A 24,268-nucleotide genomic window follows, 5' to 3' on the forward strand; every position below is an offset into this window, starting at 1 on the left:
TTGCCGGTCCGTATTCTGCATCCGTTCCGCTAGTCGGGTGACGGGGCCATCCGCTAGCCTGCCGCCCGGCAGGGATCGCAAGCGGAATGGCGGAGCAGGGCACGACGCCGGGCGGCAAACGCGGCTACGCGGGGACGTGGCCGCCGCGCACGGCTGCGCCGGTCGGCGGCTTTCTCCCGGCGCGCGCCGGCATCTGGAAGCCTCTCGTCGAGACATTGCGGCAATGGGCGCGCGCCGAGGCCGGCGCTGGCCGCCTGTTGCCCTGGGTGCCGGTGGCGTTCGGCACCGGCATCGCGTTCTATTTCGCGGCCGAACACGAGCCGGTGCTGTCGGTCGCGGCCACCGTCGCAATCCTGCTCTGCCTGCTGGCGCTGCTGCTGCGGCGGCGCAGCGTGTTTCCCGTCATCGTGATGCTGGCCGCGGTCGCCGCGGGCTTTGCGACGGCGACCTGGAAGACGGCGCGCGTCGCTCACACGGTGCTGGCGCGGCCGATGTTCTCGGTGGCGCTGACCGGCTTCGTCGAGACGCGCGACATCCGCGAGAAGACCGATCGTTTCGTGCTGCGCGTGGTTTCGATGGAGAGCCCGCGCGACATGACGAAGCTCGATCGGGTCCGGCTCTCGGTGAAGAAGGGCACCGCGCCCGACGTCGGCAGCTTCGTTGAGTTGAAGGCGCGGCTGATGCCGCCGCTCGGGCCACAGCGCCCGGGCTCCTATGATTTCGGCCGTGACCTCTATTTCCAGGGCATCGGCGCCTCCGGCTTCGTGATGGGCGCGGTCAAGACCAGGGAGCCGCCTGCGACCGGCGGCTTTGCGCTGCGCTACGCCGCCTTCATGCAGGGCCTGCGCGACGCCATCGACGCGCGGATCCGCACCACGCTCGACGGCGACCAGCGCGCGATCGCAACCGCGCTGCTCACCGGCCGGCGCGACGCGATCTCGACGCCGGTCAACGATGCGATGTTCATCTCGGGGCTCGGCCATGTGCTGTCGATCTCTGGCTACCACATGGCCGTGGTCGCCGGCGTCGTGTTCTTCGCGGTGCGCGCGCTGCTCGCGCTGTTTCCGGCGCTGACGGCGGGGCATCCGATCAAGAAATGGGCCGCGGCGGCCGCGCTGGTCGCCGCGGCGTTCTATCTGTTGCTGTCGGGCGCGGAGGTCGCGACGCAACGGTCGTTCTTCATGACCGCCGTGGTGCTGCTCGCCGTGATCGTCGACCGCCGCGCGATCACCTTCCGGACGCTGGCGGTGGCAGCGCTGATCGTGCTCGCGATCGCGCCGGAGGCGCTGGTGCATCCCAGTTTCCAGATGTCGTTCGCGGCGACGCTCGGGCTGGTGGCGCTGGTGCAGATCGGACTGCCGAACCTGCTGGCGTCGCCCGACCATTCGCCGACCGCGCGCGTCGCGCTGTGGGGCGGGCGCGAGCTCACGATGCTGATGCTGGCCTCGCTGGTGGCGGGGCTGGCGACGACGCCCTATGCCGCATTCCATTTCCACCGCGTGACGCCCTACGGGCTGCTCGCCAACCTCGCGGCGATGCCGGTGGTCTCGGCGGTCGTGATGCCGGCCGGCCTGCTGGGGCTCGTCGCCATGCCGTTCGGCTTCGACGGCGTGTTCTGGGCGATCATGGGTCTTGGCATCGACTGGATGATCCTGGTGACGCAATGGGTCGCCGCACTGCCGGGCGCGGTCGGCCGCATGGCGGCGTTCGGCATCGGGCCGCTGATCGCAGCGAGCGCCGGCATCATCCTGCTCGGGCTGCTGCGCACGCCGCTGCGCTGGTCAGGCGCGGTGCTGCTGCTGGTGGCCTCGGTCTGGGCGCTCAGGGTGCCGCAGCCGGACGTGCTGATCTCGGGCGACGGCCGCAATGTCGCGGTGCGTGGCGGTGATGGACGGCTGCATCTGATGCACAGCGCCAAGGATGCATTTTTGGTCAAGGAGTGGCTGGCGGCGGACGCCGACGCGCGCACCGCCACCGATGCGTCGCTCGGCGAGGGCGTCTCCTGCGATGCCGGCGGCTGCGTGACCCAGGGACCCGGCGGCGCCTTCGTCGCGCTGGCGACCCGGCCGGAGGCCCTGGTGGACGACTGCGAGCGCGCAGGCCTGATCGTGACGACGCGGCCGGCGCCGCAGGGCTGCGCGGCATCGGTGATCGATGCCGAGCGGCTGCGCCGCCACGGCGCGCTGGTGCTGCGACGGAGCAGGGACGGCTACGCCGTCGATGCAGTCAAGCCCGGCGGGATCGACCGGCCGTGGTCGCCGGCGGTTCCCGGCGACGGCGAGAGCGAGACGACGCTGCGCGCGCCTGCCGCCGCGCCGCGGCCCGCGGTGGATGCGACGCCGGCCGAGACCGATCTGCAGGGCGATGATTAGCCGTGGTCCGGCGAGGGCGCGCTCGGCAGCTCGAACAGGCCGAGATGGTATTCGTCGGAATCGGGGCCGGCGTCGGGCTTCTTGACGAGAGTGAAGGAAGCCTCGGGAAATTGCTCCCAGACTTTCAGGTCGTCGGCCGTTACCGTCAGCCAACCGAACCGGAACATGTAGCGGCCCGGTTCCGTGACGCGTCCAGCCTTTTGCCATGTGACCTTATCGACCACCGCGCACGTCCTCCGTGCCCGATGATGCGCCAAGGTGCCGGCCGACGCAAATCTCCTTCTGCGCCCCGGAAGCGGGAGTCCGGGGTCGCCCGAAATTGCTTAGGTCATCCGCCGCCGAATAGCTCATTCCGCGGCGACGATGCGCTCAACCCAAAAACAGCGTTGCGAATGCGGAGGGCCGCCGCTCCACAACCTTCGGCTTCTGCTCGACCGGCGGATGCAGCGCCGGCAATTGCAGCACGCTAACGCGCTGTCCCTCGACCAGCTGGGTCACCAGCACATGGCTGCCGTCGGGGAATTCGACCGCGTCATGATGCCGATCAGGCACGTCGGGCTCGACTTCGTTGAACACGCCGACGCGATAGTTCAGCGTCTTGGTCCAGATCCAGCGGCTGTCGTAGCGAACGTTCTCGGCGAAAGCGAGCTCGGTGCCCGGCAGCATGCAGACCGCGACAGTGGGGTCATTCTCCGAAGCAAAGCCGCGGGTCGACGTGCCGCGGAACGTCGTCGTGATCAGCGTCTCTCCGACAATGGCGGGGCGCGATGCCACGGCGTGCAGACTATAGTCACACATCGGATGGCTCCTCATTTCGAGGTAGCGACCCGTGCCTCTCCTTGAGGCATTAGGGCCTCTACCAGAGTGGACGATAGCGAACGAGCGTCTGCTCGTTTCTGGGCGATTGTACGACTGGTCCGAGATCGCTCCGATCACAAACACGCGACGCTGCGGAGAGGTATCGGAGCGCATCGGGCAAGCCGTACGCTACACTATCATGCAAGGAACGATCCGACGTGTTGCTCGTTCCCGGCCGCCGCAAGTATTTGCAATTCAGTATTTGCGATAAAGGCCGATCAGCTTGCCCTGGATGCGGACCCGGTTCGGCGGCAGGATGCGCACTTCATAGGCGGTGTTGGCCGGCTCGAGCGCGATCGATGCGCCGCGGCGGCGGAAGCGCTTCAGGGTGGCTTCCTCCTCGTCGATCAGCGCCACCACGATGTCGCCGGTATTGGCGACGTCGTTGCGCTGGATCAGCGCCATGTCGCCGTCGAGGATGCCGGCATCGACCATCGAGTCGCCGCGCACCTCGAGCGCGTAGTGCTCGCCGGCGCCGAGCATGTCGGGCGGCACGCTGATGGTGTGGCTGCGGGTCTGCAGCGCCTCGATCGGCGTACCGGCGGCGATCCGGCCCATCACGGGGACCGCGACCGGACGGTTGCCGTCGTCCTCGGCAATCGGCGGCGTGCTGGCGCGCCGGCCGAGGGTGCCTTCGATGACGCTGGGCGTGAAGCCGCGGCGACCGTTGCCGCCGCCGGCCGAGAGTTCGGGCAGCTTGATGACCTCGATGGCGCGGGCGCGGTTCGGCAGGCGGCGGATGAAGCCGCGCTCCTCCAGCGCAGTGATCAGGCGGTGGATACCGGACTTCGAGCGCAGGTCGAGCGCATCCTTCATCTCGTCGAAGGAGGGCGGTACGCCGGCCTCTTTCAGACGTTCATTGATGAAACGCAGTAGTTCGTACTGTTTGCGCGTGAGCATCTCGAGTATTCCCCCGGTTGATAGCGTCGTTCGATTCCGAGACTCTTCTGGTGGGGCCTGCAGGCCGGGCCTGACCTCAGGAGCATGTGCTCAATGCACCTGCTTCCACGCGGCTTCCCGAATGTAGGCACCAGTACTCGAAACAAATCATGAACGGACACTATATGTTCGATATGTGTTCCGCAACCACTTAATTTCCGGTGAACGTGTCGGGCAACGCACAATCGGCGGGGCGCGAAAACCCTATTCGGGCAGTGTCAGGATCTCGCATTCGCTGCCTTTGACGGCCGCCGCCGCGAACGGCGGGCGCACGAGAAGTGCCCGTGCCGCAGCGAGATTCCCGAGCAGCGACGAGTCCTGCTGCGTCACCGGTGTTGCGATCAGCGTGCCGTCCTCGCGCGCTTCGAGGCGCGCACGCAGATAGTCCTCGCGCTGGTCGTTGGCGGCGAGGTCGCGGCCGAGCAGGGCGCTAGCACGGCGATGATGAATCACTTTCCGGCCGCTCAGCGCCCGAATCAACGGCACCAGGAACAGGAAGGCGCAGACATAGGACGACACCGGATTGCCGGGCAGGCCGATCACCCGCATCGCGCCGAGCCGGCCATGCATCATCGGCTTGCCGGGCCGCATCGCAATCCGCCAGAACGTCATGTCGACGCCCTCGGCTTCCAGCGACCGCTTGACGAGATCGTGGTCGCCGACCGAGGCGCCGCCTGTCGTGATCAGGACATCGGCACCGGCCTCGCGCGCCCGGCGGATGCCCGCCGTGGTCGCCTCCACCGTGTCGGCGGCAACGCCGAGGTCGACGGTCTCGGCGCCCTCGGCGTGCGCCAGCGCCCGCAGCGCGTAGCCGTTGGAATAGACGATCTGGCCGGGGCCGGGCTGCGAGCCCGGCATCACCAGCTCGTCGCCGGTCGCCAGCACCGCGACCTTCGGGCGGCGGCGCACCGCAAGTTCCGGATAGTTCATGGCGGCCGCCAGCGACAGCGCGCGGTCGGACAGGCGGCTGCCGCCGGCGAGCAGCACCTCGCCCGCACGGAAGTCGACCCCGGCCTGGCGGATGTGCCGCCCGACGCTGGCGGCCTCCGAGATCGTGATGTGGTCGCCGTCGACGGCGGTGTCTTCCTGGATGATCACGGCGTCGGCGCCATTGGGGATCACGCCGCCGGTGAAGATCCGCACCGCCTCGCCGGCGCCGACCGTCCGCTCGAACGGCCGGCCGGCGGCGACTTCGCCGATCACCTTGAGCCGGGCCTTTAGATCAGCCGCATCGGCGGCGCGCACCGCATAGCCGTCCATCGCCGACATCGGCTGCGGCGGCTGGGTGCGGAGCGCCGCGAGGTCGTGCGCAAGCGTGCGGTGGTAGGCGGCATCGAGCGCGATCATCTCCTCCGGCAGCGGTTCGGCGCCGGCGAGGACGGCGGACAGGGCATCGGCAACCGGCATCAGGGCCACGCTCAGAGCTCCTCAATTCCTAATGTTCAAATTCCAAGTGCGGTCAAAGCCCTTGCCACGTCATCCGTCGACGTCACGTGGATAGCATGAAGGCCGCGCGCCCGCGCACCTTCGATATTGGCGGCCAGGTCGTCGAAGAACAGGATCCGCGACGCCGGCACGCCGATGGCTTTTACCACATGATCATAGGCCTCGGCGTCGGGTTTGCGGAAGCCGATGCTCGAGGACAGGAAGACGTTGCGGAAATGGCTGAGCAGCTCGGCATGGCTGACCGAGAAATGCGCGACATGGGCCGGATTGGTGTTGGAGAAGGCGTAAAGCGGCATCCGCTTGGCGGCCGCCGCGAGCAGCGGGGCGATGCCCGGCATCTCGCCGGTGAAGATCGCATTCCAGCCTTCGAGGAACTGGGCGTCCGTGATGTCGATGCCGAGCGTTTGGCGCAGGCTTTCGAAGAACGCCGCGTCGTCGATCCGGCCGATCTCGTAATGCTTGAAACTGTCGTCGACGACAAAGCGCGTGGCGAGCTCGGCGGGCGCACAGCCTGCATGCTGCGCCCAGTGCGCCATCACCTTGTCAAAGTTGATGTCGAGCACGACGCGGCCGATATCGAACAGCAACACGTCGACGGAGTTGGGAGTGAATTGCGAGGTCATTGCGTGAAACCGTGTACGAGAATTGCGGGCAGGCGGCAATGTCCTCGATTTCAGTGACGGGTGCGTGGATTGCACGTGGCGTTGCATTCATCGCGATACCGTTCCCGCGCACACCACCGTCGTCCCGGCGAAGGCCGGGACCCATAACCACCGCATTTGATCAGGAACGGGATCGTGGCCCCAGCGTCGCGCAACAATTGAGATTTGGGGTAATGGGTCCCGGCCTTGGCCGGGACGACGGCGGGTGTCGTCGCTTGTGCGTCAAACATCCGCATTCTCGCGACATGATCTGTCCGAGCCTTGCTCTTTTCACCCTATATTTTTGCTGCGGGGTTTGGCTTGCCGCGTCGGGCAACTCAGTGGCACGCGCGCGCGCTTTCAGGGTACCAAGCGACTTGATGCCTGCCGGCGGCTTGGTGCCCGCCGGCGTCGCTCTCACAGCCTGGACAGCGCCAAGCCGAGGTAACCGATCAGCGCACCGGTGCTGAGAATGATGACGACGAGCGCCTGTTCTGAGCGTGCTTGCAAGGTTTTCCGGGTCACGGCGTTGGACGCTCCGTCTTCGAGATCATGCGGTCCAACGAACAGCATCAATTTCCGTTCCGGTCCTTCCCCCGGGAACCTTCACGACCTGCCGAGTGACGCGACGGACGCGGAACAGGAACGCGGCTCGGCTGCCTATGAGGGCGGCGCGATCCCCGGAACGGGGAAAGCGCGGCACATCTCGACGCTGTTCGACCTCAGTCGCTTGACGACCGCTGCATCTCCCTTCGACCGGAGGGATTCCGCAATGAGTTCGGCGATGAGGCGCATTTCGGGCTCGCCCATGCCGCGCGTGGTCGCCGCCGGCGTCCCGAGGCGGATGCCGCTCGGCCTGAGCGGCGGCCGCGGATCGTCGGGAATGATCTGCTTGTTTGCGGTGATCCCGACGGCGTCGAGGATGTTCTCGGCCGCGCCGCCGTCCAGGCCGACGCTGGCCACCGTATCCACAACCATCATGTGATTGTCGGTTCCGCCGGTGATCAACGTCATGCCGCGTTCCATCAACGCTTCGGCCAGGACCTTCGCGTTGCGCATGACCAGTCTTGCATAGGCCTGAAAATCGGACGTCGATGCCTTCTTCAGCGTGACCGCGGTTCCGGCCACAACGTTCATGTGCGGACCTCCCTGCAGTCCCGGAAACACCGACGCGTCGATCTTGCCGGCGAACTCCCGGCGACAGAGAACGATGCCGCCGCGCGGCCCGCGAAGCGTCTTGTGCGATGTCGTCGTCATCACGTCGAAACCCGCATCGAGCGGATTGCGCAAGGCGTTGCCGGCGATCAGGCCGCCGTAATGGCTGACGTCCGCCATGGTCAGCGCACCCACCTCATCGGCGATGCTCTTGAAGGACGCATAATCCAGATCGCGCGGATAAGAGCTGTAGCCGCACAGCACCAGCTTCGGGCGGACGTGCCGGGCCATGGCGCGGAGCTCATCGAAATCGATGGCGCCGCCGTTTGACGGCTGCGTCTTGTAGCGGGCGAAGTTGAAGAGCCGCCCCATGTGCGACACCGGCGCGCCATGGGTGAGATGGCCGCCGTGTGACAGGTCCATCGCCAATATCGTATCGCCGGGCTGCAGCAGGCCGAGATACACGGCCTGGTTCATTGGCGACCCGGACAGAGGCTGAACGTTGGCATGTTCGGCGCGGAACAGCGCGCAAGCGCGCTGTCGGGCAAGGTTCTCTACCTGGTCGGTAAATTCCTGGCCGCCGTAATAGCGGCGTCCCGGATAGCCCTCGGAATACTTGTTGGTGAACACCGATCCCAGCAGCTCGAGCACCTCGGGATAGGTGTAGTTCTCCGACGGAATCAGCTCGACGCCGTCTTGCTGGCGGCGCTCTTCGCCCTCGAGCGCAAGGGCAACTTCCGAATCGTTGAGATGGAGTTCGTTGCGGAATGACGGCATGGTCCGGGCTCCCTAAGACGCTGGATCATCAGCTGAACGGGTTGCCCAGGCGAACGGCGTTGGAACCCTTCGCGCTTCACCGTGGTCAATTCCACGTAAGCTCGCCAGTCGCGCGAGGGGCGAATGAGCCTGCGAAGCTCATCGCGAGCAGAGGCTATCCAATCTCAGGCGGGCTCGCAAGGGTTGGTCGCTGGCGCCGACGCGGGCTCAGCGTTCGCCGAGATCGAGCTGCGTCAGGATGCCTTGCCGCAGCGCGAGGCGGACCAACTCGATATCGGTGCCGACGCCGAGCTTGTCCTTGATCAGGGAATGCAGGTTCGCGACCGTCTTGGGGCTGAGGTGCAGCGCCTCGGCGATCTCCTCGGTGGTGTTTTCCGCGAGCAGCATGCGCAGCACCTCGAATTCCCGCGCGGTCAGGAGGTCGGCCGCCTTGGTCTCGCCGGCAAGGTGGCTGAGCGCGAGCTCGTGGTCGATATCCGGGCTGATCGCGATCTTGCCCGACAGCGCATCCATCACGGCGTGCACCAGCGTCTCCGGCGGGCTGGTCTTGGTGACATAGCCGCTCGCGCCGGCGCGGATCGCCTGCACGGCAAAGGCCGCGTTCTGGTGCATGGTGAACACCAGGATTTTTGCGCGCCTGTCCCACTGCCGGAGGCGGCGGATGGCCTCGATGCCGCCGATGCCGGGCATCGACAGGTCCATGATGACGAGATCGGGCCCGGTCTCCTTGTAGAGGCGATAGGCCTCGACACCGTCGGAGGCTTCGGCGACGACGCTGAGGCCCGGCTGCTTCTGCAGCATCGCCCGGTAGCCTTCCCGAACGACGGCGTGGTCGTCGACCAGCATGATGGTGCGCGCCGTATGGCTCATGCCGCACGCTCCACCACCGGTGCGGCCGCTCGGCTAACCGCGACGGGAACGATGACGCGGAGCGAGGAGCCGTTGGGCTGTCCGGTCTCGAAGCTGAGCCGTCCGCCCAGCGCGGCGACCCGTTCGCGCATGCCGAGCAGGCCGAGGCCGGACCTGAGCTGGGAATCGCCTTTGGGATCGGGATCGCCGGGCTGGCCGTCATCGTCGATCGCGAGCACGATCGCGCTGTCGCCGCCGCCGGGCGCCGCCTCGCGCATCTCAAGCCGCAGCATCACGCGCGTGGCGCCGGCATGCTTGGCGGCGTTGGTGAGCGCCTCCTGCACGATGCGGTAGAGATTGGCGCTGACGGAGGCGGCAAGGCGCTCGAACGATCCCGATATAGTGATCTCGAACCGCGGCTGTCCGCGGCTGCGGCCGTTCCAGCCGGCGACCAGGCCCTCGAGGCTGGCCGCAAGTCCGAGTTCGTCGACGTCGGGCGGGCGGAGCCGGAAGAGGGCGCCGCGCAACGTCTCCATCATGTCGGTCGCTGTCCGCGCGATGCCGTCGCATTCGGCGAGCAAAGGCGGGCAATCCGCCGCCGCGGTCTGGCGCGCTGAGGCGGCGAGCGCACGGATGGCGGCCAGCGACTGCCCGAACTCGTCATGCAGCTCGCGCGCGAGGTGGCGGCGCTCCTCGTCCTGCACCAGGATCAGTTTCTGCGTCAGCGCGTTGCGGTCGGACAGCGCGGCGGCGAGGCGCTCGGCGAGCTGGTTGAAGACGTCGCCGATCGCGGACAGTTCGGCGAGATCGAACGGCGGCAGGCGCGCGGCGAGGTCGCCCGCAGCGATCCGCTCGAGCCCGTCGCGGATCTGCCGCGTCGGACGCAGTGCGCGCGCAAGCGCCGCATAGACCAAAGCGCAGAGCAGCGGCAGCGCGATCATGAACACCGCCATCAGCCGGCCGGCATCGTGCCAGGCCTCGGCGGTCGGCACCGCCGGATCGATCCAGGCCACGGCCTCGCCGATGGCGTTGCCGCGCGAAACCACTTGCCGCACCGCCTCGCGGCCGGGATCGAACAGGCGGCGATAGAGCGCCGCAAAGGCCAGCGGCGGCGCGGCCGTGTCAGTCTGCGCACCGCCGCAGAAGCGTTGGCTGATCTCGCCGCTATTGCTGCGAAAGGCGAGGCACAGTCCCGGCGTCATGACCGTAGCGGCAACGCTGTCGAGATCGGGAAAGTCGGAACGCGCATTGTTCAGCCACTGGATCTTGCTCTGCTGCAGCTCCAGCGTCTTGGCGGCGACATCGGCAACGGCCGCGATCCGCCCGCGCACCGAGCGGTCGGCCTCGATCAGGAAATAGCCGGAGATGACGGCAAAGCAGAGCGTTGAGACGATAGCCACGCGCAACGTCAGCCGCAGTTTCAGATCGCTTCCGGACCAATTCCACATTGGCGTATCCTCAAGATCGAAGGCGGGCTTCGGCGCGCGATCGCGAGCAGGGCCGTCACGCACATTAAACGGCAGAACGGAGGCGCCGAGAAGCGCTGCCATAGCCGTTCTTCGGGCGCGGACCATCGTCGTGAAATTTTCCCGGCACCGGGCGGGAGGCACTCCGCTGCGGCGCGGCGGCCAGTTGGCCCAGGATGCGACCGACCCGCCCGCCTAGCACCCGAAAGGCCCAGACCATGCGTCAATCCCGTCTTGTCTTGCACGCCCTCGCGTTGATCGGCCTTCTGGCCGGACCTTGTCCGCTGCGCGCCGAAGCCGGCACGCCGGTGGCATCCCCGCTCGGCGTCAGCATCGACGATTTCAGCTATGTCGACACCTCGGGCGAGGTCATCGATCAGACTGCCGCGCACCAGAAGCGGCTCGACGCGTTCATGCGAGCGCTGCGCGCCGACGTCGCCGCGGAGCCGCGCTATCGCCTGGTGCCAGCAGCGGCGCCCGCAGGCGAGGCCCGGATCAAGGTGGTCGGTGGCGTGCAGAAGATGAGCACGCTGGTGCAGTGGGCCAAGGTGGCGGTCGTCGATGTCGAAGCGAGCCGCGTGCTGTACGAAAAGCTCTACACGTTTCGCGGCGACAATGACGAGGCATGGGACCATGCGCGGATGTTCGTGTCGCGCGAGGTGCGCGGCGTCCTCGCGGCCGTGCCGCCGCCGGCACAGGCCGCCATGGTCGCGCCGATCGGGCTTGCGGTGTTCGAATTCGAGCTTGAGGACACCTCTGCGGCGCCGACATCCGGCCTTGCCGACGCCGATGCAGCCTACCTCGCCGATGTGACCAAGGGCGTGCGTGACCGGCTTGCGCAGTCGGGCCGCTACCGCCTGGTCGATACCGGCGGCGCGACCGCCGAGCCCGTCAAGGCGCGCGCGCTGCGCGACTGCGACGGTTGCGAGGCGGCGATCGCGCAACAGCTCGGCGCCGATCAATCGCTGATCGGCGTGATCAGGCGGGTCAGCCGGACCGAATACACGATCGGCTTCCAGCTGCGCGATGCCCGCAGCGGCGCGGTCGTCTCACGCGGCGACAGCGGCCTGCGGATGGGCGCCGATTATTCCTGGACCCGTGGCGCGGTCCGCCTGGTCGGCGATCGCCTGCTCGAGGGTGGGGCGCAGCGCTAGGGATGCGTCGCGGCTGCGACTTTGGCAGCCGGACCATAGCAAAGTGCGATAGCTGCTAGACACACCGTCATCTGGCTCCGGGCTCATGCGTGCGCTATCACCGCCGCCTGATCACCGCACAGGAGTCGCCGATGCGTTTGCCCGCCATCTTCTTCGCCCTCACGCTCGCCGCAAGCCCCGCGGCGGCCGAGGAGCTGTCGGGCACGCTGCAGAAGATCAAGGAGACGAAGAAGGTCACGCTCGGCTTTCAGGAGGCTTCCGTTCCCTTCAGCTATCTCGACGACAATCAGCGGCCGATCGGCTTTGCGCTCGACATCTGCCTGAAGATCGTCGATGCCGTGAAGAAGGAGCTCGGCGTATCTGACATCGCGGTCGACTACCTCCCGGTGACTTCGTCGAACCGCATTCCGCTGATGGTCAACGGCACGATCGATCTGCATTGCTCGGCGACCACCAACAGCGCGGACCGCCAGAAGCAGGTGACCTTCACCAACACGCACTTCCTCAGCGCGACACGGTTTGCCGCCAAGAAATCTGCAGGGATCAACACGATCGACGATCTCAAGGGCAAGTCCGTCACCGCCGTTGCGGGCTCGGTGAACCTCACGCAGCTCATCAAGGTCAACACCGAACGCAAGCTCGGCATCAACGTTCTCCCGGCCAAGGACCAGGCCGAGGCGTTCCTGATGCTGGAGACCGATCGCGCCCAGGCCTACGCGCTCGACGACGTCCAGCTCGCCGTCGCCATCGCGCGGTCGAAGCAGCCCTCGCTCTACATGATCAGCGAGGAGGCGTTCTCGAAGGCCGAGCCGTTCGGCATCATGCTGCGCAGGGAGGACACCCCGTTCAAGGCGCTCGCCGACCGCGCCACGGCGGAGCTCTACAAGAGCCCCGAGATCGAGGTCATGTACAGGAAATGGTTGGAAGCGCCGACCCCGCCGAAGGGTATCAATTACAACGTGCCGATGTCGCCGGCGCTGCGCCACGCGTTCGCCCATCCGAGCTCGAGCTTTGATCCCGATGTGTACGAGGTCGGCAAGTAGCGTCATTTGCGGGCGCGCCCGCGCAAATCGATCGTGGCTCTCGGAGATCGTTCACTCACCCCGCAACCAACAGCAGTCCGCGTGCACCTCCAATGATTTGCGGCCCCAGCGTGACGGCTGGGGCCGCAGGAGGTGGTGTGTGCCTCTGGGGCAATGAATCAGAGGACAGCCACTGAACCGCACATCGATGACAATGTTCCAACCGGCTGCGGCCGGCCGTGCCATGCTGCCATGCAGACTGAGAAGCTTGCAGACCGCGCCAGGACCGTACCATCATGACGTCGGCCGGCCCGAATCGAAAGCGGGCCTGGTGGACGTCTCCAGCGTCGGCCTTCGGCCCCAAAGGGTGCCGGGGTCACATTTCTGCTTGCAGCTGATTTTTTTCGCTATGCCGATTGTTCTGCGGAGCCGACATTGAACCACGACGCATTGGCCAAGCTCACCGTCACCATCATTGTCCTGGTCGCGTTGCTGGTATGGCGGGTTGCTGACCAGAAGAAATCGATTGAATGCGGCGCAAATTGCCCAACCGATCTCTCCGCGAGCCGGAAGGCCGCTCAATAATATCTGAGCGACTCGATCCCGGTTCACGGCCACCTGGTCAGCATGGCGCGCAGCCTAGCGCTTTGCGGGTGGGCCGCTCTTGTTGCCTGGTTGTCCCTTGATGTTCGACGGATCCTGTTCCTGGACATGCAGGTTCTGCGAGTTCGAACCGACCGTGCCCTGCTTGGCGGGCGGCCCGCTCTTGTTGCCCGGCGCGCCGGCGATCCCGGTTCCGGAACTTTGAGCGCTCGGAGACGTCGTGGCATTTGGGGAACCGGCGGCCGTGTCGGGGCGTCCCGGAGGCGTTGCGGCCGCGCCGGGCCTGTCCTGATCGCCGACATAGCCGGATTCACCGGAGTTGCGGGTCTTGGCACCCTTGTCGGCCTCGTTTTGCAGGTTCTGGGCAACCGCGTGTTGCGCCAGTATCGGGCCGGTTGCCATGGCACCGGCGATGAGCAGTGCGATTGTGCGGGTCCTCATGAGTGTCCCTCCTCTGGGTTGCCGGGGACAACACGCATCGCGATCATCATTTCCTGTGCGCGCGAAAAATCGCCGCGAGGGAACAGGCATGGCGAAGGTGCCGCGGCTCGCTACAGCGCTGCCATGCCGCGATCCGTTTGAGCGGCCGCCCGCGTGCCTCTATCGGCCATTGCGCGGTGCGTATATCGTCCGCGCCAAACACAAGATCGGTCCCGCACGCTGGGTAACGACGCATAATGAGGAAGCGATGTCCGACATGCTGCTGTTTTCGCCAATGACCATCCGCGGCGTCACGCTGAAGAACCGCATCGTGGTGCCGCCGATGCACCAATATTCCGCCGAGAAGGGCTTTCCGACCGACTGGCATCTGATGAATGCCGGCAAGTTCGCCGCCGGCGGCGCCGGTCTCGTGATCGTCGAATCGACCAAGGTCGAGCGGCGCGGCTGCGGCACGATCGGCGATCTCGGCATCTGGGACGACAAGTTCATCGCGCCGCTCAGCCGCCTCGTCGGCTTCATCAAGCAGCAGAACGCGGTCGCCGGCATCCAGCTCGGCCATTCCGGCCGCAAGGCGCGTGCGAGCCGGCCCTGGGAGGGGGATCGTCCGCTCGAACGCACCGCCGAGATCGAGGACTGGGATGCCTGGACGCCGGTGGCGCCGAGCGCGATCGCCCATAGCGAGCGCTGGCCGGTGCCGCGCGCGCTGGACACGCATGAGGTGAAGGATCTCGTCGCGGCCTGGGGGCAGGCGGCACGACGCGCGCATCAGGCAGGGTTCGAGGTGCTGGAACTGCACGGCGCCCATGGCTATCTCGTGCACGAATTCCTCTCCGGCCGCTCCAACCAGCGCAGCGACGAATATGGCGGCTCGGAAGCCAACCGGATGCGCTTCCTGATCGAGGTCACCGAGACGGTGCGGGCGCACTGGCCGGATCACAAGCCGCTGTTCGTGCGGCTGTCGGTCGAGGACAATGCCGGCTGGGGCCCGGAGCAGAGCGCGCGGCTCGCCAGGATCCTGAAAGCGAAGGGCGTCGATGTGATCGACTGCTCGTCGGGCGGAATCAGCGAAATGGCGCCGATCCTGGGCAAGGAGATCAAATACAACTATCAGGTGCCGCTCGCGGAATATGTCCGCGCCCATGCCGATATCATGACCATGGCGGTCGGCCTGATCATCCACGGGGACCAGGCCGAACAAATCCTGCGTGATAAACAAGCAGATTTGATCGCGGTCGGCCGGGAAATCCTCAATAACCCGAACTGGCCGATGGACGCCGCGCTCAAGCTCGGCGTCGAGGGGCCGTTCCGCAATGTTCCTCCGCAGTTCGGCTACTGGCTGGGCACGCGGGCCAAGCGCGGATTCGGCACCCAGCCGTCGACCTGGCAGAACGGGTTGCGGGAGACTGGGCCAAAAGCCGACGAAAGGCTGACAGGGGGCTGACAAGGGACCGATCCGGGCACCGTGACAGGACCGTAATGGTCCGGTGACAGGGCGGCCTTGATCCGACCAAAAAGCCGTTGTGTGGTGCCCCGCGTCGGGGTGGGGCCGAATGTTGCGAAACGTTGCCGGCCGTTAGCGAAGGGATCACGGATAATGCGCAAACATGTTGGCTTCTTGCTCGGGACGGTCGCGGGCGCGTGTCTCACCTTGCTAGTGGCCTCGCCGCAGGGCGCGCATCTGTTCGCCGTCGCCAACGCCGCCGCGCATTCCGACAACAGCAACACCTATTCGCAGCTCAATCTGTTCGGCGAGGTGTTCGAGAAGGTCAAGACCGACTACGTCGAGAAGCCCGAGGACTCCAAGCTCGTCGAGGGCGCGATCAACGGCATGATCTCCTCGCTCGATCCGCACTCCCGCTATATGAACGAGAAGGGCTGGGCGGAGATGCAGGAGACCACGCATGGCGAGTTCGGCGGGCTCGGCATCGAGGTCACCATGGAGGACGGCTTCGTCAAGGTGGTGGCGCCGATCGACGACACGCCGGCCTCGCGCGCCGGCATCATGTCGGGCGACGTGATCACCTCGATCGACGATGACCAGATCCAGGGCATGACGCTCGACCAGGCCGTCAACAAGATGAAGGGCGCGCCCAACAGCTCGATCCGGCTGAAGATCATCCGCAAGGACGCCGACAAGCCGATCGAGGTCTCGATTACGCGCGAGATCATCCGCGTCCGCCCGGTGAAGTATCACGTCGAGGGCGGCGACATCGGCTATATCAGGATCACCTCGTTCAACGAGCAAACCACCGAAGGGCTGCGCAAGGCGATCGGCGATATCCAGAAGCAGATCCCGCAGGACAAGCTCGCCGGCTACGTCATCGACCTCCGCAACAATCCCGGCGGCCTGCTCGACCAGGCGGTCTCGGTGACCTCGACCTTGATGCAGCGCGGCGAGGTGGTCTCGACTCGCGGCCGCAATCCCGAGGAAACCCAGCGCTTCACCGCGCATGGCGGCGACATGACCAAGGGCAAGCCGCTCGTCGTCTTGATCAACGGCGGCTCGGCCTCGGCCTCCGAGATCGTCGCCGGCGCGCTGCACGACCACAAGCGCGCGACCCTGATCGGCACCCGCTCGTTCGGCAAGGGCTCGGTGCAGACCATCATTCCGCTCGGCACCGGCAATGGCGCGCTGGCGCTGACCACGGCGCGCTATTTCACGCCGTCGGGCCATTCGATCCAGGCACTCGGCATCAAGCCCGACATCGAGGTGCTGCAAGACGTGCCGGACGAGTTCAAGACCCGCTCGGAGATCAAGGGCGAGGCCTCGATGCGCGGCCATCTCTCCGCCGAGGGCGCCGAGCAGACCGGCTCGCAATCCTACGTGCCACCGGATGAGAAGAACGACAAGGCGCTGGCCGCGGCGTTCAACCAGCTGCGCGGCGTCACCGTCAACGCCGACGCCAAGAACGCCGACACCAAGGCCGCGCAGAAGCGGCCGGTGCCGAACTAGAACCTGTAGCCCGGATGGCCCCATCCGGGCTACGCAGCTGGCAAAATATCGAAAACAACCCCATGCAAAGGAGCCCCTGGTGGCTGGCGCTCGACCAGGCAATTTGACACGTCGGGCAATTACAGGGTATATTTCCAAAATTCCGAAATCGTGCAGGCGCCCCTCGGGCTCCGACTTGCGAGCAGCCTTACGCCGCGCCGGCGATCGGCTTGCGTCGCCGCGCCGTGCTCGCACCCGCAGCGGGGCCGCGGCGATGCCCGGCCAGCAGCTGGCGGATCTGCGCGGCGGGCTTTGGCGGGCTGAACAGATAGCCCTGCATTTCCGAGCAGCCGAGCTCGCGCAGCAATTGCTGCTGCTGCGCGGTCTCGACGCCTTCCGCCGTCGTCGTCATGCTGCGCTCGGCGGCGATGTTGACGACGGCCTCGACGATGCCGGCCGAGCCTTGCGGATCGGCGATATCGGTGACGAAGCAGCGGTCGATCTTGATCTTGTCGAACGGGAACCGCTTCAAATAGCTCAGCGACGAATAGCCGGTGCCGAAATCATCGAGCGCGATCCTGATCCCGATGGCACGGAGCTGGTGCAGTGCGGCCAGCGCGGTCTCGTCGTCGCGGATCAGCACCGCCTCGGTGATCTCGAGCTCGAGCCGGCTCGCTGACAGCCCCGACGATGCAAGCGCTGCGATCACCTTGAGCGCCAGCGTGCCGCTGCGGAACTGCACCGGCGAGACGTTGACGGCGAGCCTGACGTGGTCGGGCCAGTTCACGGCTTCCTTGCAGGCCGTCATCAGCACCCACTCGCCGAGCTGGTTGATCAGGCCGGTCTCTTCCGCAATCGGCACGAATTCGGCCGGCGAGATCATGCCGCGCTGTGGATGGCGCCAGCGCACCAGCGCCTCGCAGCCGGTGATCTCGTTGCTGCGCAGGTCGACGCAGGGCTGGTAATGCACTTCGAGCCCGCTGCCGGCGGCGATCGTCTGCCGCAACTCCATCTCGAGCTCGCGGCGGGCGCGGGCGTCGGCATCCATCGCCGGCTCGAAGAAGCGGAAGACGCGCCGGCCGGCCGACTTCGCCGCATACATCGCAAGATCGGCGTTCTTCATGATCTGGTCGAGATCGGTGCCGTCCTTCGGCGCCAGCGCGATGCCGATGCTGGCGTCGGTCGTGACCTGGTGGCCGAGGCATTGATAGGGCGCGCGGATCACCTCGTAGATGCGCGCGACGAGGTCGGTCACCTCGGCCTCGCTCTTCACCCCGGTCTGCACGATCGCGAACTCATCGCCGCCGAGGCGGGCGACGAAATCACCTTCGCCGATCACGCCGCTCAGCGTCCGGGCCACGGACTTGAGAAGCTCGTCGCCGACCATGTGGCCGAGCGAGTCGTTGACGCCCTTGAATTCGTCAATGTCGATATAGAGCACCGCAAGCTGGCTGTCGGGCGTGACATGCGGCAGCTCGCGTCTGATCTCCTCGTGGAACAGCGCGCGGTTCGGCAGGTCGGTGAGCGCATCGTAGTGGGCGAGATGCGTGATGCGCTCCTCGGCGCGGCGGCGCTCGGTGACGTCCTCATGGGTCGCGAGCCAGCCGCCGTCGGCCAGCGGCTCGTTGACGACCTGGATCGAGCGTCCGTCGGGCGTCGTGATCACCATGGTGTTGCGGATGCCGACGTCGCGCAGCACGAGATTGACGTAGCGCTCGACGTCGCCCTGGAACGAACCGGTCCGGTGACGATGCACGATGACGTCGCGGAAGCTGCAGCCGGGCTTGATGATGTCGGCCGACAACCCGTACATCTCGATATAGCGCCTGTTGCAGATCACCAGGCACTGCGCGGCATCGAACAGCAACAGGCCCTGCGTCATGTTGTTGACGGCGGTGTCGAGCCGCAGCTTCTCCAGCGTCAGGCGCTGCTGCTGGGCGCGATGCTGCTGCACCAGCTTGCGCACCACCAGCGTCAGCAGGATCGCGATCGCCAGCACCGAGATGCTGGTCACCGCGATCAGGATGCCGATCTGCTCGCGCCAGCTGGCGAGCGCCGCCTCCGTGGTGCTCGTCGCGACGACGACGATCGGGAATTTGGTCAGTGCCCGCGACGACACCAGGCGGTCCTTGCCGTCGACCGGGCTGGCGAGCCGCGTCGTGCTCTGCGGCAGCTCGAACACCTGCTGCTGATTGACCGGACCGTTGCGGAAATTCCTCCCGATCAGCTCCTCGACATGGGGATAGCGCGCCAGCAGCGTGCCGTCGCGATGATGCATCGAGATCGCGGCGCCGTCGCCGAGCGCCACCGTGGAGAAGAACTTCTCGAAGGCTGCCGGCTCGATGCCGCGGCCGACCACGCCGAGGAATTCGCCATGCGGACCGGTGACCTTGCGGACGATAACGGTGGTCCAGTTTCCAGTGATGCGGCTGACCACCGGCGCGACCTGCATGTCGGGCGAATAGGGGCTCGACTTGAAGATCTGGAAGTAGGGGCGGTCGGCAATGCTGGCCTGCGGCAGCGGCCAGGCGCCCGAGCTGTTGATCAGAACGCCGTCGGCGTCGAACACGTTGAGGCTGCCGACATTGGACAGCGCGTCCATCTTGGATTTGAGCATCGCATGGATGTCGGCTGCCGACATCCGGCGCTTGTAATTCTCCTGCGTCGCGATTGCATTGTCGCGCATGAACGCGATCAGGTCGCGCTGGACGACTTCGAGATCGTCGAGCTGCTGGTCGAAATGCCGCGCCAGCAGCAGCACGGTGTTCTCGAGCTCACGCTCGCTGTTGTGCAGGGCGCGATCGCGGAAATTCTCCGCCATCAGCGTGGCGCCGATCGCGATCGCGGCCATCAGCACGGCGCCGCCGAGGATCAGCCAGCGGATCGGACCGCTGCCGATCACCGATCTGATGTTGAACGTGGCGCTGCCGTTTGGAGTCATTTGCCGCAATCGCTTCCAGGTGTTTCACCCGGAAGTAGGTCTCGTGCACCCCCGGCCCGCGAAAGTCGTATCCAATCGAAATGGAGCGCGGGTTAGCGAGATTGGTTAATGAAACCTTGCGGGCATTTGCGACAGGCCGTCGCTTGCGCACCGGCGATCAAGCGCCGGCGCGATAGTGCCCGGACTTGCCGCCGATCTTCTCGACGAGGTGGATGCCCTCGATGCGGATGCCGCGGTCGACCGCCTTGACCATGTCATAGATCGTCAGGCATGCGACCGAGACTGCGGTCAGGGCCTCCATTTCGACGCCGGTCTGCCCCGTCACCTTGACGCTGGCGCGGACGATGCAGCCGGGCAGCTTGCGGTCGGGTGTGATGTCGATCGTGACCTTGGTCAGCGCCAGTGGATGGCAGAGCGGGATCAATTCCGAGGTTCGCTTCGCCGCCATGATGCCGGCGATGCGCGCCGTCGCAAGCACGTCGCCCTTCTTGGCCTGGCCGGTTTCGATCAGCGCCAGCGTCGCCTTGCTCATCACGACGCGGCCTTCGGCGACCGCGGTCCGCTCGGTCGCGGGCTTGGCCGAGACGTCGACCATCCGCGCCTCGCCCTTGGCGTCGATATGGGTGAGGGCGGTGCCGGAGCCGGACGGCTCGGCCTTGGTCTTGCCCTTGCTGTTCCGCGCCATTGCGTCAGCGCGTTGCGGTGGCGCGCGGCGCGGCCTGCCGCGTCAGCAAGGCCCGGGTCGCCGCGGTGACGTCCTGCTGCCGCATCAGGCTTTCACCGACCAGGAAGGTCGACATCCCGACCCGTTCGAGCCGCGCGAGATCGTCCGGCGTGAAGATGCCGCTCTCGCCGACCATCAGGCGGTCGCGCGGGATCAGCGGCGCCAGCGCCTCGCTGGTCGCGAGCGTGGTCTCGAAGGTGCGCAGATTGCGGTTGTTGACGCCGATCATCGGCGAGCGAAGTTTCAAGGCACGGTCGAGCTCGGCGCGGTCGTGAATCTCGACCAGTACGTCCAAGCCGTAGCCGAGCGCGGCGTCCTCGATCTCCCCGGCCGCCGCGTCGTCGAGCGCGGCCATGATGATCAGGATGCAGTCGGCGCCATGGGCGCGCGCTTCCGCTACCTGGTAGGTGTCGAACATGAAATCCTTGCGCAACACCGGCAGGCTGGTCGCCGCGCGGGCCGCAACCATGAAGTCGAGATGGCCCTGGAACGAGGGCGCGTCGGTCAGCACCGACAGGCAGGCCGCGCCGCCGGCCTCATAGGCCTTTGCGAGCACAGGCGGATCGAAGTCGGCCCGGATCAAGCCCTTCGAGGGCGAGGCCTTCTTCACTTCCGCAATCAGAGCGTAGTCGCCGCGCGCATGCTTGTCCTTGAGGGCGCGGACGAAGCCGCGCGGGGCCGAGGCCGATTTGGCCTGCGCCTCGACCTCGGCGAGCGGATGGGAGCGCTTCGCGGCGGCGATCTCCTCGCGCTTGTAGGCCTCGATCTTGGTCAGGATGTCCGACATCGCTTAGCGCCTTGCTTAACCGTTCGAAACCGCGACCAGATGCTTCAGCCGCGCCGCGGCAGCGCCGCTGTCGAGCGACTGCGCGCCGATCGCGACGCCTTCCTTGAGGTCCTTGGCGCGGCCGGCCACGATCAGCGCGGCGGCGGCGTTGAGCAGGGCGACGTCGCGATAGGCGCTCGGCTTGCCCTGCAGCACGCTGGAAAGCGCGATCGCATTGGCATCGGCGTCACCGCCCTTTAGCGCCTCGCCGCCGACGCGGCCAAGGCCGGCATCCTCGGGCGTGACCTCTGATGTCCTGATCTCGCCGTTCTCGAGCGTCGCAACGAAGGTCGGGCCGGTGAGGGTGATCTCGTCGAGGCCGTCGGAGCCATGCACGACCCAGACCTTGTCCGAGCCGAGGTTCTTCAGCACCTGCGCCAGCGGCTGCACCCATTGGCGGGAGAACACGCCGACCATCTGCCGCTTGACGCCGGCCGGGTTCGACAGCGGGCCGAGCAGGTTGAAGATGGTGCGGGTGGCGAGTTCGACCCGGGTCGGACCGACATTCTTCATCGCCGGATGATGCGCGGGCGCGAACATGAAGCCGATGCCGGCTTCCTTGACGCAGCGCCCGACCTGTTCGGGCGTCAAATCGAGCTTCACGCCGAGCGAGGCCAGCACGTCGGCGGCGCCCGAGCGCGACGACAATGCGCGGTTGCCGTGCTTCGCCACGGGCACGCCGGCGCCGGCCACGATGAAGGCTGCGCAGGTCGAGACGTTGACCGAGCCGGAGCCGTCGCCGCCGGTGCCGACGATATCGACGGCCTCCGCCGGCGCCGTGACCGGCAGCATCTTGCCGCGCATCGCGGTGACGGCGCCGGTGATCTCCTCGACGGTCTCGCCGCGCACTCGCAGTGCCATCAATAGCCCGCCCATCTGCGAGGGCGTGGCTTCGCCCGACATCATGCTGTCGAAGGCGGACGCCGCCTCTTCACGCGTCAGCGTGGCGCCGGTGGCGACTTTTCCGATGATCGATTTCAGGTCGTCCATTCGCTGGCTCAGGGTCTGTTGTTGGAGCTTGATCGCCGCGCAGCGCGTCGTCGCGCTGTCCCGATCATGCTCAATTATTTGCGCCTGTCACCTGTGCGAAGGCTGCCTGGTTGATGGTCACACCGATATCGGACTCGATCTTCGTGACATATTGCGCGACCTGCTCGTCGCTGAGCGACCGCCGCAGCGCCTCGGTGAGCTGCTTGGCAGCATCCGACGCGAAGTCCACCGGCGGCACCGTCACGTTGGTGACGCGGAAGACCACCCACTGGCTGCCGCCGGCGACGGAAGTCTGTCCATCGCCGTCCTTGGCGGTCCGGAATGCGGCCGCAATCACGCCTGCCGGCACGGCAGGCAGCGAGGCCTCGCGGTTGAAATTCGCCGCGGTTTCGACCTTGACGCCGGCGGCGGCGGCTTCGTCGGCGAGCTTGGCGCCGCTGTCGAGCTTCTGGACGATCTCGGTCGCCTTGGCGCGCAGCTTGGTGGAGATCTGGTCTTCGCGCCACTTGGCCTCGACCTGGTCGCGAACCTCGTCGAGGCTGCGCTCGCGCGACGGCGTGATGCCGAGCACGTCGTACCAGACATAGCCGCCGTTGAACTGGATCGGGTCGTTGTCGACGCCGATGTCGCTGTTGAAGGCCTGCGACACCACGTCGAGACCGCGCGGGATATTGGTCGCGACCTGGCCGTTCGGCAGCCGCCCGGAGCGATCGACCGCATCGATGGTGACGGGAGTCAGCTTCAGCTTCTGTGCGGCTTCGACCACGCTGGCGCCGCCGCCGCGCTCGTCTTCCATCTTGTCGCGCAGGTCGGCGACCTTGGTGCGGGCGCGCTCGGAGGCGATCTCGTTCTTCACCTGCTGGGCGAGGCTCTCATAGCTCGGGGTCGCGCCGGGCTCGACCTTGCCGACCTTGACCAGCGCGACGCCGAAGCGGCCCTGCACCGGCTGGCTGACTTCGCCTGCGGCCAGGGAGAAGGCGGCATCGGCGACGGCCGGATCGAGGATCGCCGACTTCGCGACCAGGCCGAGATTGACATCGGCCAGATTGAGGTTGCGCTCCTTGGCGATGTCGTCAAACGACGCGCCCGACGCAATCCGCCCGCGCGCGGCCTGCGCCTCGCCGGCGTCCGGAAACACGATCTGCGAGACCTCGCGCTTCTCCGGCGTGCTGAGCCGGTCCTTGCGCTCCTCGAAGATCTTCCTGGCGTCCTCGTCCGACACCGTTTCCCACTTGCCGATCTCCTCGGGCGTGATGGCGACGAAGGAGATCTTGCGGTATTCGGGCGCGCGGAACTGGGCCTTGTGGTCCTCGAAATAGGCGGCGAGCGCCTCGGGCGAGGGCGGATCGATGGTGCCGGCCTGCGCGGCCCCGAGCGTGATGTAGTCGATCGAACGCTGCTCGTTCTGGAACCGGGTCAGCGCCTCGACCAGCGATTTCGGCGGCTCGATCCCGGACGAGATGGTGCCGGCGATCTGCCGCCTGAGGCCAACGCGGCGCTGCTCGGCGATGTAGCGGCCTTCGGTATAGCCATAGTTGCGGATCACGGCCTGGAAACGCTGCGGGTCGAACTGGTTGTTGAGGCCCTTGAAGTTCGGATCGTTGTAGATCGCGCGCAGCACCTCGGCGTCGGACACGTTGAGGCCCATGCGGCGTGCTTCCTCGTCCATCGCGGCTTCCGCAAGCGTCTGCTGCAGCACCTGGCGGTCAATGCCGAAGGCGCGCGCCTGGTCCGGCGTCAGCGGGCGGCCGAACTGACGGCCAAGCTGCTGCAGGCGGTCGGTATAGATCTGGCGGAACTGCTCGGCCGAAATCTCGGTCCCGCCCACCTTGGCGAAGGTCGACTGGCCAAACCCCTTGAAAATGTCGGCAATGCCCCAAATTCCGAAACTGACGATCAAAACGCCCATCACCACGGCCATAATCGTCTTGCCGAGCCAGTTTGATGAGGCTTTCCGCATTCCTCGAAGCATGGGTCCAACTTGTTTTACAGGAGGGGAACCGGGTCGTGCCCAATGGGGAGCCGAAAGTCGAGGCTTTTGTCCCGCAGCAGGGCGTCACCGGGTTGAAAACCCATCATAAAGTGGCCGAAGCGCCCCCGCAACCTTGGCCGCGCGGGTGGAAGCGTCGCAC

Annotated in this window: 20 protein-coding genes, 1 pseudogene and 1 riboswitch; of the genes and pseudogenes, 6 read left to right on the forward strand and 15 right to left on the reverse strand. The window is 66.5% G+C overall.

The annotated features are described in order from the left end of the window. Nucleotides 1–86 precede the first annotated feature (86 nt). Nucleotides 87–2,372 (forward strand): ComEC/Rec2 family competence protein, encoded by a 2,286-nt coding sequence (locus QA635_RS21245; protein WP_283061302.1) that lies wholly within the window; start codon nucleotides 87–89, stop codon nucleotides 2,370–2,372. Here the strand turns inward: QA635_RS21245 and QA635_RS21250 are convergent. From QA635_RS21250 to QA635_RS21290, 9 genes are all read right to left on the reverse strand, one after another. Then, entirely contained in the window at nucleotides 2,369–2,596 is a 228-nt protein-coding gene (locus tag QA635_RS21250; RefSeq protein ID WP_092077331.1) for a hypothetical protein, read from the reverse strand. The two genes, QA635_RS21245 and QA635_RS21250, sit on opposite strands and share 4 nt — an antisense overlap. Nucleotides 2,597–2,741: 145 nt before the next feature. Beyond that, the gene (locus QA635_RS21255) at nucleotides 2,742–3,170 is read right to left on the reverse strand and encodes a hypothetical protein (protein ID WP_026192810.1); all 429 of its coding nucleotides are present in this window, start codon (nucleotides 3,168–3,170) and stop codon (nucleotides 2,742–2,744) included. Between the two features lie 255 nt (nucleotides 3,171–3,425). After that, on the reverse strand, nucleotides 3,426–4,130 hold the full coding sequence (gene lexA, locus QA635_RS21260) for a transcriptional repressor LexA (protein ID WP_016841600.1): 705 nt from the start codon (nucleotides 4,128–4,130) through the stop codon (nucleotides 3,426–3,428). 243 nt (nucleotides 4,131–4,373) lie between these two features. After that, nucleotides 4,374–5,585 (reverse strand): molybdopterin molybdotransferase MoeA, encoded by a 1,212-nt coding sequence (locus QA635_RS21265; RefSeq protein ID WP_283061306.1) that lies wholly within the window; start codon nucleotides 5,583–5,585, stop codon nucleotides 4,374–4,376. Between the two features lie 26 nt (nucleotides 5,586–5,611). Further along, complete coding sequence (locus QA635_RS21270) at nucleotides 5,612–6,238, reverse strand: HAD family hydrolase (RefSeq protein WP_283061308.1); 627 nt, start codon at nucleotides 6,236–6,238, stop codon at nucleotides 5,612–5,614. Between the two features lie 435 nt (nucleotides 6,239–6,673). Continuing rightward, nucleotides 6,674–6,829 (reverse strand): hypothetical protein, encoded by a 156-nt coding sequence (locus QA635_RS21275; protein ID WP_168855882.1) that lies wholly within the window; start codon nucleotides 6,827–6,829, stop codon nucleotides 6,674–6,676. A gap of 87 nt (nucleotides 6,830–6,916) precedes the next feature. After that, entirely contained in the window at nucleotides 6,917–8,188 is a 1,272-nt protein-coding gene (locus tag QA635_RS21280) for a serine hydroxymethyltransferase (RefSeq protein WP_283061309.1), read from the reverse strand. Nucleotides 8,189–8,224: 36 nt separating this feature from the next. Continuing rightward, nucleotides 8,225–8,310, reverse strand: a riboswitch (ZMP/ZTP riboswitch). Nucleotides 8,311–8,395: 85 nt separating this feature from the next. Further along, on the reverse strand, nucleotides 8,396–9,058 hold the full coding sequence (locus QA635_RS21285; RefSeq protein ID WP_283061310.1) for a response regulator transcription factor: 663 nt from the start codon (nucleotides 9,056–9,058) through the stop codon (nucleotides 8,396–8,398). Next, nucleotides 9,055–10,485, reverse strand: a complete 1,431-nt coding sequence (locus QA635_RS21290; RefSeq protein WP_283061311.1) for a sensor histidine kinase — start codon at nucleotides 10,483–10,485, stop codon at nucleotides 9,055–9,057. Before QA635_RS21290 ends, QA635_RS21285 begins: the two co-directional genes overlap by 4 nt. 236 nt (nucleotides 10,486–10,721) lie before the next feature. Here QA635_RS21290 and QA635_RS21295 point away from each other — a divergent pair, with 236 nt between their 5' ends. From QA635_RS21295 to QA635_RS21305, 3 genes are all read left to right on the forward strand, one after another. Continuing rightward, nucleotides 10,722–11,657 (forward strand): DUF3280 domain-containing protein, encoded by a 936-nt coding sequence (locus QA635_RS21295; protein ID WP_283061312.1) that lies wholly within the window; start codon nucleotides 10,722–10,724, stop codon nucleotides 11,655–11,657. 131 nt (nucleotides 11,658–11,788) lie between these two features. Further along, nucleotides 11,789–12,700 (forward strand): amino acid ABC transporter substrate-binding protein, encoded by a 912-nt coding sequence (locus tag QA635_RS21300; protein WP_141343143.1) that lies wholly within the window; start codon nucleotides 11,789–11,791, stop codon nucleotides 12,698–12,700. A gap of 414 nt (nucleotides 12,701–13,114) precedes the next feature. Continuing rightward, nucleotides 13,115–13,264: a hypothetical protein gene (locus tag QA635_RS21305; RefSeq protein ID WP_018271828.1), complete on the forward strand. Its 150-nt coding sequence runs from the start codon at nucleotides 13,115–13,117 to the stop codon at nucleotides 13,262–13,264. A gap of 54 nt (nucleotides 13,265–13,318) precedes the next feature. On the opposite strand, the pseudogene QA635_RS21310 reads toward QA635_RS21305, so the two are convergent. Beyond that, a pseudogene (locus QA635_RS21310) lies at nucleotides 13,319–13,504 on the reverse strand (hypothetical protein); the annotation flags it as partial. Nucleotides 13,505–13,811: 307 nt separating this feature from the next. Here QA635_RS21310 and QA635_RS21315 point away from each other — a divergent pair. Beyond that, nucleotides 13,812–15,164, forward strand: a complete 1,353-nt coding sequence (locus tag QA635_RS21315) for an NADH:flavin oxidoreductase/NADH oxidase (protein WP_283061315.1) — start codon at nucleotides 13,812–13,814, stop codon at nucleotides 15,162–15,164. 153 nt (nucleotides 15,165–15,317) lie between these two features. Further along, nucleotides 15,318–16,676 carry a S41 family peptidase gene (locus tag QA635_RS21320; protein WP_283061316.1) on the forward strand — a complete coding sequence of 453 codons (1,359 nt, stop codon included), beginning with the start codon at nucleotides 15,318–15,320 and terminating at the stop codon, nucleotides 16,674–16,676. Between the two features lie 187 nt (nucleotides 16,677–16,863). Here the strand turns inward: QA635_RS21320 and QA635_RS21325 are convergent, their stop codons facing one another. From QA635_RS21325 to QA635_RS21345, 5 genes are all read right to left on the reverse strand, one after another. Beyond that, on the reverse strand, nucleotides 16,864–19,596 hold the full coding sequence (locus QA635_RS21325; protein WP_283061317.1) for a bifunctional diguanylate cyclase/phosphodiesterase: 2,733 nt from the start codon (nucleotides 19,594–19,596) through the stop codon (nucleotides 16,864–16,866). Between the two features lie 157 nt (nucleotides 19,597–19,753). Then, complete coding sequence (gene moaC, locus QA635_RS21330; protein ID WP_283061319.1) at nucleotides 19,754–20,281, reverse strand: cyclic pyranopterin monophosphate synthase MoaC; 528 nt, start codon at nucleotides 20,279–20,281, stop codon at nucleotides 19,754–19,756. Nucleotides 20,282–20,285: 4 nt separating this feature from the next. Further along, a complete protein-coding gene (trpC, locus tag QA635_RS21335; RefSeq protein WP_283061321.1) occupies nucleotides 20,286–21,107 on the reverse strand; it encodes an indole-3-glycerol phosphate synthase TrpC in 822 nt (273 codons plus the stop codon). A gap of 15 nt (nucleotides 21,108–21,122) precedes the next feature. Continuing rightward, nucleotides 21,123–22,136: an anthranilate phosphoribosyltransferase gene (trpD, locus tag QA635_RS21340; protein WP_028334043.1), complete on the reverse strand. Its 1,014-nt coding sequence runs from the start codon at nucleotides 22,134–22,136 to the stop codon at nucleotides 21,123–21,125. Nucleotides 22,137–22,206: 70 nt separating this feature from the next. Beyond that, nucleotides 22,207–24,108, reverse strand: coding sequence for a peptidylprolyl isomerase (locus tag QA635_RS21345; RefSeq protein WP_283061323.1), 1,902 nt, complete (start codon nucleotides 24,106–24,108; stop codon nucleotides 22,207–22,209). Nucleotides 24,109–24,268 lie beyond the last annotated feature (160 nt).

It is taken from the genome of Bradyrhizobium brasilense, assembly GCF_029714345.1.
In the GTDB taxonomy this organism is placed as follows: Bacteria; Pseudomonadota; Alphaproteobacteria; order Rhizobiales; family Xanthobacteraceae; genus Bradyrhizobium; species Bradyrhizobium australafricanum.